The sequence below is a fragment of the Bacillus sp. CDB3 genome, assembly GCF_002081505.1.
GTDB classification, from domain to species: Bacteria; Bacillota; Bacilli; order Bacillales; family Bacillaceae_G; genus Bacillus_A; species Bacillus_A cereus_AT.
This window is the reverse complement of record NZ_ALBR01000021.1, coordinates 24,417-34,701: the sequence shown is the minus strand read 5'-3', so window position 1 is coordinate 34,701 and position 10,285 is coordinate 24,417. Positions and strand designations below refer to the sequence as shown.

Below are 10,285 nucleotides of genomic sequence, written 5' to 3'. Positions count from 1 at the left end.
TGTTCGTATAACTTCGTATAATGTATGCTATACGAAGATTCTTCATACGTAGTAGACACTCCTGTAGGATTAATCATAGTATTTTTAATAGTACCTTTCACATGTGGAGAAAGAATATTAATAGCCATTGCACTTGCTTGAGAAGGTTTCAATACTTCCATAGAACCCACAGCACCAACAGCAAGAGCACCAGCTATCATTCCTTTTGCTAATGTTTCTTTACTGATTTCTTCTTTATATTTTTGGTTAACAATATTAACCTCGTCATTTTGATTTATTTTATCTTTCATTTTTAAATACCTCCTAATAAATTAATTGGAATACTCCTATAACATGATAAATATTAATTTTTGGTTTTATCTACCAAAAGGAGTGCCATCTTTATATTCTTCCTTGGAGACTTCAATTTATTTATGGATAATTAACCCTTATTTTCAAAAAAAGACACTTTTTAAATTTCTTTATATTTTCAGTATAAAAATTTACACCCTGTATAAACTAAGAACTCATTTTTAAATGCTTTCCACACCAGTTAGCTACTATCTAGCTGGTGTCTTTTTTATGTATGCACATTTTAAGTAAGACGCGATTCAAAGTACTCAAGTTTCCCTAAATCTTTACCTTTACGAACTGTTTATCTTAACCAAATTATGATTGCAATTCATACTCAGAATTACAATCATACAATAAGGGGTTCCGTTTGTTTGATTTTGTGTTTATTCATCACTTATTTTCCTTAAATATGACCTTTAGCAAAGGACATATTTGAGATTAAAGTATGTGCTTTTTTATGTTAAAGTAAACTCAATCCATGCTACCTCTTCTTTTTTGATCCGAGAGAAGAGGTAGAGTAGTTTTTCCTTAATTCTAGAGCAGCCAATTAACCCAAAAAGTAAATTGGCTGTGCTTTTTTATTTCTGCTTCCAGCATATTAAGTACCCAATATTTTAAATTTCCCGCATGAACTTCACCTTGTTAACTACATATACGTTTCTCTACTTTTTCATATGAAAAAGAACAGCCACGCCCAAAGATACTCTTCTCATAAAGGAGTAGGTCTTAGTAATGCATTAGGACAACCGATTTCGTCCGTGTTTTACTATATGTATGTCTTAAGCATCCGATTTCCTGAATTTCCTTCATCTTAAAAGACTGCCTTTCACAGGCGGTTGGTTTATTCCTATTACAAAGTTTTTATTATATTCCCAAAAAGTGTACCTTTTGGGACTAGATAGAGATTCAGATTAAAAGATCCTGTTGCAACAAAATGAAAATGCTTGCAACAGGATCTTTTATAGAATAGTAATATTCGTGTATTTAAAAATAAGAGTTATATTCATTATTGTATATGTTTAAATTTAAACTTAAATAGTCCTCATTATTTTTATCTTTTAAACGATTATATTTATGAATTTCTTTCTCTAAAAGAGAATCTCTTTGTACAACTACTAAAGATATTCTTTTTGGAACAAAGGTTTTTATTGTTTGTTTTTTCACTTCGTTATAACCATTTTTTAATGTAACTTCTGTAGTTTCCACTTTACCTTCAATAAAACGTGCTAAAGCTGTGTGTTGTTGTGGATCCTTTACATTAATTTTCATACCATATTCAGTTGCAGTATCTAGCGTATGAGTACGTGTATGAGAATATTTAGCTCCAAGGTTAATTAATAATTTTGATAGAACATCTTTACCAGATGTAATTGCACCAGATATTTCAAAAAGTTTAGTTGTAGTCTCAATTTTTTTATTTGTAAATTTGGCGGTATGCTCTACTGTTCGTGCGAAAGGGGTCATTTCATCCACTTTAACAATCGGAGTGTCAGGATTTCTTTTGACATTAATAATTTTATATTGTCTTTTGGCTAAATGTTCACCAATTACCTCGTGACCTCCAAAAGTTTGTGCACTTATTTGAAAAGGTTTGATTACTTCAAAAGAACTGACAATACCAGTAGCAATTGCACCACATAGGGATACCTTCATTATTTTTTGTTTTAACATATACGATCACTCCTTATTGATTATTTCAAATACAAAACCTTAAATCGTAATTATTCCTATTTTAAAAATATCATTTAGATAATTTTAAAAATAGGTAAAGTATTTGGTTTAATATGTAATATTATCCAAACAGTGTTGCAAAACTAAATGAAATTGTTTTGGTTTAAAGGTTTCTTAACTTAAATGTTATTAGAGGTGAATATGAGAAGAATTCTGGGGCTCATTTTAGGGAGGAACGAACTTTGTTTAATATGGTCATGTTTTTTTCTATAATTCTATAAATTTTTCTTTTTTTGTCTACCTTTACGAACAAAAAGAGCACCCACGCCAAAGGATGCTCTTCTCAGAAAGAGATGTGTCTTAGTAACGTACCTATTAGGACAATTGCGTTTGTCCATACTTTACTATATGTATGTCTACTCCATGTGTGCATGCGAAAGAGAGCACTCCCCCAAATAAGTGCTCTCTCGTAAAAATTATCGGCAACGTTCTATATCATTGTATACTTCTCTATTCCGATTATGCCTGTAATTTGGTAAAATAAACAAAATTAATTAGATTTTTGGTAACAACCTTTATCCTTGTACATATATTATCTTGAAACCCTTCTTATCAAACTATTATTTGTTCATGACTCACTCCCATAACAATAATAGTATACTGTCCACTGTCTGTTTCGAAAAACGAGTACTCTGTCACCAGTACTCGTTTTTTTACATAATAAAAAGGTTTCTGTAACCAAAAGTAGAATATAGTATACATCCAGTTCCCAGTATAATTCTTTGTATATATGTGTTAGAGAGGCGATTTCATTCGTCTCTTTTTTGTTGCATTCGTTTTTATTGGTATAACAAACCAACAAACAACGCATATTAAGAATGGAAGAAGAACAAACGATAGTATTTGCGCATGGAAACCCACTACCTTCTGATTTTTGTTCTTCTTCCACTCAGTAATCTTATTTCTTACCGAAGGGTGAAGAATGCATCATGCAAATTTACAATCAAAATTAATTATCCCACACGTTGCATGTGCATTTTTCATTTCTTTTGAAATAAATTATATAGTCCGGTACGTGATATTTTAATATTTACTTATAAACAAAAGAACAACCGATACACTCAGTTGCCCTTCCGTTAATTCTTTATGTTATTACTATAATCCATTTTTACAAGGGTTAACATACTCAAAACTGGGTGTCAGTAAAGTGCAAGTTCTTCAACAAACTTTATCCTTCTAATTATTTCAGCATGTTTTTTGTAGACATAACTAGAGCTATAACTCAAATCCTCAGCTATTTCTTCTAGTGTCATGCCCTCCACATACTTGAGATATGCAATTTTATTTTCTAATCCTTTGAATGCACTTATTAGCCTTTTCAATTTATACATGTCATCCATTTTATTAGCTAATTCACGTTCGCGAAATGCAATACGATCTTCAAGTTTTGCTCCTTCTGAATCAGCAGTTAAACTTACTTCTTGCAAGTCACCATACACCCAACGTTTTAGTTCGCGCTTACTTCTATCCAAATCATGTTCTAGATAAGTAATTTCATCTTCTAACTTTTGATAGTCTTTTAACCATTCTAGCAATGTGTATGCCACCTCACTTATTTTAGGATGCCAGCTTGTACAAATATATTTCGCCATGCTGTTTCAACACGATATTTTTCTACTGATTTACCTCTACGAGCAATTGCTTTCCTAACTTTACGTTTTTTATGCTTTTTCATCGTTTTTCCCCCTTGTAATTTCACCTCAAACCGATGAATCATTTTATACAGTGTTATTACACGTTTTTAGACGTTCTAATGTCCACAAGACCTATTGCATTCGGAATTAATTTAAACGTTTAATTTCCTTATTATATAGAGCCGTTTTTTCGTAAGAATTAAATTTCAACGAATATGCCAAAATATTTAGAACGAAGTTTTGATTTTATGTTTTAAACTTGGCATATACGGAAATTCTCTTTCTTCTACCTCTATTTTTGACTGAATTAAAGCTTGTTCTCGGTGACGGATAAAATCTTCTTCACTTATGACGCGTTGTTTGTAAAGTGTTTTAAGCATTGACTGTTGACGATAAAATTTTCTAAGGTTTGGTGATAAAGTGGCCATTTTTATTCCCCTTTTCTACAAAATGAAATTTTTATACTAAAATCGCACATTTATTAGCATTCACCTAACGTCTCGAATTTTAGATTTTGGTTAAATATTAAATTATGATTCTTTTTTCCTCAGTCTCTTCTTGAAACCTTTTAAGCGCCTTCATCATTTCTTTAGCGATCGCAACCACTGGCAACACCGTTACTGCATTACCCATCTGTTTGATAAACTGCGCTTCAGATACAACCATATCGTATGAATCAGGAAACGCTTGCATACGAGCCCATTCTCTCGCGCTTAATTTTCGATAAATCGCTTTTTCTTCATCCACTACAATGTTTAAACGACCTGATAATTGTGCTGTTAAAGCTGCCATAATACCATCTGTACGATACACTCGATCTTGCTGATACGTTTGCGAACCGTCTACTTTACGCGGGTTAATACATATAATCCCTTTCGATTGACTAACCTTTCCTAATTTAACTTGCTCTAAAATACGCAAGCGTTTTTCTTCAGTAAAAAAGTAATGATCCTCAACATTGTCTTCCAATATATCGCCTATCTTTACAGTTCGTAAATTTGGTTGTTCTGGAAATTGAAAGTCTATATTAAAATCACTTCTTACGCCTACTACAAAATAACGCTCGCGGTTCTGTGGGACTCCCCAAAATGCTGAATTGTACAGTGTGTAGAACATTTTATATCCAGCGCGTTCGTACTCTTCTTCAACGATTCCTAGGTATGGTTTCAAATCATTCACATTCTCTGCTAAGATGAATAATGGTTTTTTATCCGCATCTATTTCTCTAAGTAATCGCATAATTTCAAAAAACATACTGGAGCGTTTCCCGTTAATTAGTCCTTCTTGCTTACGACCACAGTTACTAAGGTCTTGACAAGGAAAACCAAATGTCCAAACAGGCGCTGAAGGTAACTCTTCCGCTTCTATCGTTAATACATCTCTTTGTTCTACATGGTCACCAATGTTATGCTTATATGAATCGACAGCATGTTTATTGTTATCATAAGCCTTAACTGGTATAAACCCAGCTTCGATGAACCCATTACTAAATCCACCTGCGCCGCTGAAAAAATCAATTAAATTACCCATTGTTTACCATCTCCTACTTCCTACTAAAAATTAATGTTTGTTATTCCACTTCTATTTTTGTAATAACAAATTTGATTTTGTCAGTCTCATTTTCATCCTCACTTTCTACAAAATAGCGTTTTTGTTTAAATTCACCTTAATTCTCAACGATTTTTCTTAACATTCAAATTAATAACTGTATAATATAATTAAACTATTTGTATGAGAGGTGAGTTTTATGAAATGGAAACAAAAATACAATCCAAAGTATCTCTTTTACCGCATGTATAGTTATATTTATAAAGCCCTTGATGATATATCATGGTCCTTAAAATAATTTAGATTGTTATGAGTACACATTTGCTGTGTGCTCTTTTCACATTGCTATAAAATAACGCTTTTGTTTGGTTTTAAATACTTTCATTAATCTTATCGATAAGCTCGCTTAGCTCCGTTAATGTTTCCATGTCTGATGTATTATCTGCAATCTCTTGTAACTTTGTAGATAATGCTAATAGGAAATCAGTTGATGCATGCATCTTTTTCACTCTCCGATTCTTATAAAATTCAAATTTGGTCTTACTTTACTCCCGTAGATCCGAATCCGTTTTGGCCTCTCTGACTTTCCGATAGCTCGTCCACCTCAACAAAATGAACTGTTACCACTGGTGCTATGACGCCTTGAGCGATGCGCTCGCCTTTTCTTATGCAGTAAGTACCATTAGGACGATAATCTAAAGTAGGAATTCCTTCTCCGTTGATATCATGGAGTAAATTACATTGTCGTAAATGCAATTCATCTTCTCCTTGCGGGATATAAAGTATTGGTGCATTGAGATTCTTCATAATAACTCCTACTTCACCTCTAAAACCGCTATCTATAGTTCCAAGCGCTACATGAAGCATTGTTTTCCTTGAAATTCCGCTGCGTGGTCGTACAGTCATTTCGTAACCAGGAGGTAATTCAAACGCCAATCCGACAGGGATAACTACCGTTTCTCCTGGCAAAATCACAACATCCTCTGCTGATACAAGATCAAAACCAGCATCGAATTCTCTAGCGTATTTCGGTAACTCTACATCTTTATTAAGCTTTTTTACTTTGACTCTCAATTTCATTTATTCATCATCCTCTTTGACTATTTTATTTAACGTTGCGTATTGACCATGAAGTTCAATCGCCTTTTTATTGTAGGCTTCAGCTGCTTCGTTTTTGTTTTCAAAGTATCCCAATTTATACCTTTTGTTATCTTTGTTTATATATGCTTCCCACTTATTTCTTTCTTTTCTCCAGCTAACTCCCTTGTATCCGCTTGTACTATTGTTTTGTACCAATTTATTCATTCCGTTTTGGCTGTTATTTACAATACGTAGATTTTCTTTTTGGTTGTTAAGTCTGTTCATATCTATATGGTCGACCTGTTCACCCTTTTTCGCATTCATGATCACACGATGCATAAGTTCTATTCTTTTATTTCTACGTCTAGCTGCATACCCTGGACTTTGATAACACCAACTATTCTGCATCAATTTTTCATAGTCTTCATCATCAACCAAAGCAACATTTCCCTTTGTTAATTGGATCTCTTTCATTCCGTCCCACTCCTTATAAGTAACTTTTTATTTTGTTTTTGCGATTATTTAACTCTTCTAACCATTGGATTGTTTTCTCTTTTTCAGTTTTTAATCCCACAAGATGATATTCTAATTTACTGATTTCGCTATCTATCGTTTTAAGTTCACTTTCTAATTGGACTTCTGTTACTTTTTTCAAATGATCCCTCCTACAGTCCTAATACGTTCATGATTTCACCTTCATTGAATCCCATAATCGTTCTGCCGTTAATTCTGAACGTTGGTGCTGTATTTGATTCGTATTTATTTACACACTCGTCATAAGCCTCGATACTTTCCTCAATATTCTTTTCCACAATTTCTACTTCTACCGGACAAGAATCAAGTAACATCTTAGCCCTCATACAGTTTGGACAATTATTTTTCGTATAAACAATGATCTTAGTTGCCATTCTCTTCTGTCTCCTTCGCTTCTGCTAATAATTGAGTTACCTCATAAGTTCCATGCTCTGTATATTTCATTATTTTTCATCTCCTTTTATTAGTTCAAATAACTCTTTTTCATCCATCTCATAAAGCTGACGTCCTGTATCTTCTTCCTTATAAATCCCTTTATGTATCAAGACATCGATGTAAATTTGTTTCCTGTCCATTATTAATTCCTTATCAATTCAATTGCGTCTTCTGGTGAACGTGCAACCCCAGCAATTGCTCCATTTTTATGCATTGTTTCAATAAAATGCTTTTGATCCGGTCTTAATCTGCCTTTTTCATTTTTCACTTCAATAAAAAAGATTTTTCCATCTGATTTACGATAACCAAATAAATCACTAAATCCTTTAGGTAATCCGGTTGATACCGTTCGACCGTCTGCTGTTTTAAATGTTCCCACATTTGCCCTAAATACAATGGCATACGGATTCAATGCCAATCGAATAGCATTTTGCACATCTATTTCTTTAATAACAATCAACTCCTAATCACATTTGGACACTTTGGACGGATACTACCGTTTTTTCAAAAGCTTTATATATAATAAAATTAATTTTTTTATATACTCTTTATTCCTTTCAACTATCCAACTATCCAAAAAAGAATAAATAAAGTAATAAAAGAATAGATATATCAAGGGTTTGAGAGTTTGGACAGTTTTAACAGAACTGTCCGTAAACCTTCCTAAACTCTCCCGAAAAATCAATATCCTAATTTGAAAAAGGGCTTTTTACAATCTTCTAATAAGTCGATTCCCTTATAATGAATCGTTCCACTTTTAAACTTTAAAAATTTCTTACCCATTTCGCGACCAAATTTTGTACTACTCATCATATATTGACCGTTATCGCTCGCCCACTCCCTATATGCTTGGTAGAGGTCTTTGGCTTGTACTTCTAAATTCGTACCTCGATTACAGCATTCTTCAATAAATGCTTCTACTGCATCCATTTCTGTGCGGTACTCATCACGTTGATCCTTAATAACTTGTGGTTCAGGTAATCCGTTTTTGCGCCACTTTATATATCCTTCCACAGCCCAATGTAAAATTGCTTTTAATTCACGTCTTAGCTTATGTTTTAAACGCTTATCTACCTTTTCTTTCGGTATCTGTACTGTGAATGGAATAATCGCCATACGCCTCCAAATACCATCATCAGTGCCTCGTATAATCGGTTTATGGTTTGTTGCCATCCACAATTTGAACTGTGGCATAAAATCAAATTCATTTTCATATAAGAAACGTGCAGTTACCTTATCTCCACCTGTAAGCTGTTTAACTAATCCTTCATCTAATCGCACACCTTCGTTTGGTTCTGTGGTAGTGACTAGACGCGCTCCATCTAATCTAGCAATATCTGAATTTGCCCCAGAGCTTTGTTGTTTAACCATAATCGTTTGTGGTTGAATGTTAGTGGCGTAGTTTCCGAATATTTCGGTAATTATATCTAAAAATACTGACTTACCATTCCGGCCATTTCCATATAGAATAAACATCATTTGTTCTTCTGTAGATCCAGAAAGAGAATAACCAACTGCCCGTTGCATGTATTCAATAAGTTCCTGGTCGCCATTGAATATTTGATTTAAAAATTCAATCCATAATGGACAATCGATTTTGTCTGTATATTCAACCGAAGATATTTTTGTAAAGAACTTAGTTTTATCATGATCGTGTAGTTTTCCTGTTCGTAAATCCAAGTAACCGTTTTGAACATTAAATAAATCTGTTTCATTATCAAATTCATGTGGCTTAATAGGTAGCAAATGCTCACTCTCTTTAATCATGTTCGTTTTCCCGTTACTACCTCGTGATGATTTCAAATGTTTATTAAATGCTTTTCTTGCTTCTTCTTCATCTACACCGTCAATTACATGGAGTGGTTCGTTTTTCATCTTTTCAATTACTTTATCAACGATATTTTTAATCATCCCTTGTTGGTCAATCAACCATATCTTACCGTCATAAAAGTACCAATTCTTACGGATGTAGCTATATCGAATAACCTCGCCATATGCATCTGTAAATCGCTTTGCATTACCTGTATCATCGTAACTATAAAATTTCTTTTCAATTGTTTTTACATCATCTTCAAGTACATATAAGTTAAATTCTTCATCACGCTCTCTTGGAATAAAAACGTTTGTACAATCAGAAATTGCTTTATTTAATGTTTCAGCACCGTATGTGGAATTGTTTTGTTTTCTATCCCATTTTTCACGATAAAGAGAAGAATTTCGGAAAATACTATCCATCTTATTGAAATCACGGTTTGTCCAAAAGGCTAAATCATTTGCAAAAGCCATATCCGCTTCTGATTGTGAGTTATAAAATTGTTCCCATCCACCACTCATAAATAATTTGAAACGCATTCCATTTTTACTGTTACAAGCAATCTGAATAATTTCCGCTTCTGGAATATCTACACCTTGGGGTGTACTATGCGAAACATTACTTTCGGACACTTCACTTTTTGCAATATATTTATTGTGGAGGTAGCCTATTCTTCCATAATCATCATCTTCAACTCTTGTATAATTACCGACAATATTTCCTGTTGTTACGAAAAAACGCCCTCTATCGTACATTTCGACATTCCCTTTGCGTCTACCACCTTTAGGCAAATCACCTTTAGCGATAATATGAATGCCATTTCCACTCACCGAGTATTCTGTATAACTACACATCATTTCAATAAATTCAGATACAACATTGTCCTCATGATCTCCTGATTGATAACGTTCAATTTCCTCACGCACATTATCAATATCAATTCCAAAGTACGGTGGTTTAAAGTAAAACCCTACACCATCGCAATTAAATGTATTGATAGCAGCCATGGCGACTTCAAAAGTCGCCCATGTGCTTTCATCGTTTGATTTACCTAACCCTCCAGTATTAGCATCTATAGGAATTTTAGTCATTTTCTCTCCGCGTTGTTGCAACTTAAAACAGCACCATTGCTTTAGTTCTTGTAATTCTTCTGGTATTGCTCCATACATGTTTTAAC

14 protein-coding genes are annotated in these 10,285 nt (G+C 33.4%); all 14 read right to left on the bottom strand.

The genetic code is table 11. The annotated features are described in order from the left end of the window. The coding region (locus tag CDB3_RS07295; RefSeq protein WP_142263475.1) for a hypothetical protein at window positions 1-290 on the bottom strand (290 nt) is incomplete at its 3' end. A 1,027-nt stretch (window positions 291-1,317) separates the two neighbouring features. Then, window positions 1,318-2,004 (bottom strand): hypothetical protein, encoded by a 687-nt coding sequence (locus CDB3_RS07290; protein ID WP_128853933.1) that lies wholly within the window; start codon window positions 2,002-2,004, stop codon window positions 1,318-1,320. Window positions 2,005-3,203: 1,199 nt separating this feature from the next. Next, entirely contained in the window at window positions 3,204-3,599 is a 396-nt protein-coding gene (locus tag CDB3_RS07285) for an ECF-type sigma factor (RefSeq protein ID WP_128853932.1), read from the bottom strand. A gap of 17 nt (window positions 3,600-3,616) precedes the next feature. Next, the gene (locus CDB3_RS07280) at window positions 3,617-3,739 is read right to left on the bottom strand and encodes a DUF3983 domain-containing protein (protein ID WP_128853931.1); all 123 of its coding nucleotides are present in this window, start codon (window positions 3,737-3,739) and stop codon (window positions 3,617-3,619) included. A 186-nt stretch (window positions 3,740-3,925) separates the two neighbouring features. After that, window positions 3,926-4,126 (bottom strand): hypothetical protein, encoded by a 201-nt coding sequence (locus CDB3_RS07275; RefSeq protein ID WP_128853930.1) that lies wholly within the window; start codon window positions 4,124-4,126, stop codon window positions 3,926-3,928. Window positions 4,127-4,223: 97 nt separating this feature from the next. Further along, complete coding sequence (locus tag CDB3_RS07270; protein ID WP_128853929.1) at window positions 4,224-5,228, bottom strand: DNA cytosine methyltransferase; 1,005 nt, start codon at window positions 5,226-5,228, stop codon at window positions 4,224-4,226. A 389-nt stretch (window positions 5,229-5,617) separates the two neighbouring features. Then, window positions 5,618-5,746 (bottom strand): hypothetical protein, encoded by a 129-nt coding sequence (locus tag CDB3_RS32190; RefSeq protein WP_256869665.1) that lies wholly within the window; start codon window positions 5,744-5,746, stop codon window positions 5,618-5,620. A gap of 40 nt (window positions 5,747-5,786) precedes the next feature. Beyond that, window positions 5,787-6,326: a dUTP diphosphatase gene (locus CDB3_RS07265; RefSeq protein ID WP_128853928.1), complete on the bottom strand. Its 540-nt coding sequence runs from the start codon at window positions 6,324-6,326 to the stop codon at window positions 5,787-5,789. Continuing rightward, complete coding sequence (locus tag CDB3_RS07260) at window positions 6,327-6,800, bottom strand: AP2 domain-containing protein (protein ID WP_128853927.1); 474 nt, start codon at window positions 6,798-6,800, stop codon at window positions 6,327-6,329. Between the two features lie 13 nt (window positions 6,801-6,813). Then, entirely contained in the window at window positions 6,814-6,981 is a 168-nt protein-coding gene (locus tag CDB3_RS31585) for a hypothetical protein (RefSeq protein WP_179139675.1), read from the bottom strand. A gap of 10 nt (window positions 6,982-6,991) precedes the next feature. After that, window positions 6,992-7,234, bottom strand: a complete 243-nt coding sequence (locus CDB3_RS07255; protein ID WP_128853926.1) for a glutaredoxin family protein — start codon at window positions 7,232-7,234, stop codon at window positions 6,992-6,994. Between the two features lie 69 nt (window positions 7,235-7,303). After that, window positions 7,304-7,435 carry a Fur-regulated basic protein FbpA gene (fbpA, locus tag CDB3_RS07250; RefSeq protein ID WP_128853925.1) on the bottom strand — a complete coding sequence of 44 codons (132 nt, stop codon included), beginning with the start codon at window positions 7,433-7,435 and terminating at the stop codon, window positions 7,304-7,306. 2 nt (window positions 7,436-7,437) lie between these two features. After that, window positions 7,438-7,755 (bottom strand): VRR-NUC domain-containing protein, encoded by a 318-nt coding sequence (locus CDB3_RS07245; protein WP_372708527.1) that lies wholly within the window; start codon window positions 7,753-7,755, stop codon window positions 7,438-7,440. A 221-nt stretch (window positions 7,756-7,976) separates the two neighbouring features. Further along, a complete protein-coding gene (locus tag CDB3_RS07240) occupies window positions 7,977-10,277 on the bottom strand; it encodes a phage/plasmid primase, P4 family (RefSeq protein WP_128853924.1) in 2,301 nt (766 codons plus the stop codon). Window positions 10,278-10,285 lie beyond the last annotated feature (8 nt).

Excerpts from the sequence above, each read along its gene's own strand:
- CDB3_RS07290 (WP_128853933.1), bottom strand. The coding sequence starts at position 2,004 with ATGTTAAAACAAAAAATAATGAAGGTATCCCTATGTGGTGCAATTGCT.
- CDB3_RS07280 (WP_128853931.1), bottom strand. The coding sequence starts at position 3,739 with ATGAAAAAGCATAAAAAACGTAAAGTTAGGAAAGCAATTGCTCGTAGA.
- CDB3_RS07275 (WP_128853930.1), bottom strand. The coding sequence starts at position 4,126 with ATGGCCACTTTATCACCAAACCTTAGAAAATTTTATCGTCAACAGTCA.
- CDB3_RS07270 (WP_128853929.1), bottom strand. The coding sequence starts at position 5,228 with ATGGGTAATTTAATTGATTTTTTCAGCGGCGCAGGTGGATTTAGTAAT.
- CDB3_RS32190 (WP_256869665.1), bottom strand. The coding sequence starts at position 5,746 with ATGCATGCATCAACTGATTTCCTATTAGCATTATCTACAAAGTTACAA.
- CDB3_RS07265 (WP_128853928.1), bottom strand. The coding sequence starts at position 6,326 with ATGAAATTGAGAGTCAAAGTAAAAAAGCTTAATAAAGATGTAGAGTTA.
- CDB3_RS07260 (WP_128853927.1), bottom strand. The coding sequence starts at position 6,800 with ATGAAAGAGATCCAATTAACAAAGGGAAATGTTGCTTTGGTTGATGAT.
- CDB3_RS07255 (WP_128853926.1), bottom strand. The coding sequence starts at position 7,234 with ATGGCAACTAAGATCATTGTTTATACGAAAAATAATTGTCCAAACTGT.
- fbpA (WP_128853925.1), bottom strand. The coding sequence starts at position 7,435 with ATGGACAGGAAACAAATTTACATCGATGTCTTGATACATAAAGGGATT.
- CDB3_RS07240 (WP_128853924.1), bottom strand. The coding sequence starts at position 10,277 with ATGTATGGAGCAATACCAGAAGAATTACAAGAACTAAAGCAATGGTGC.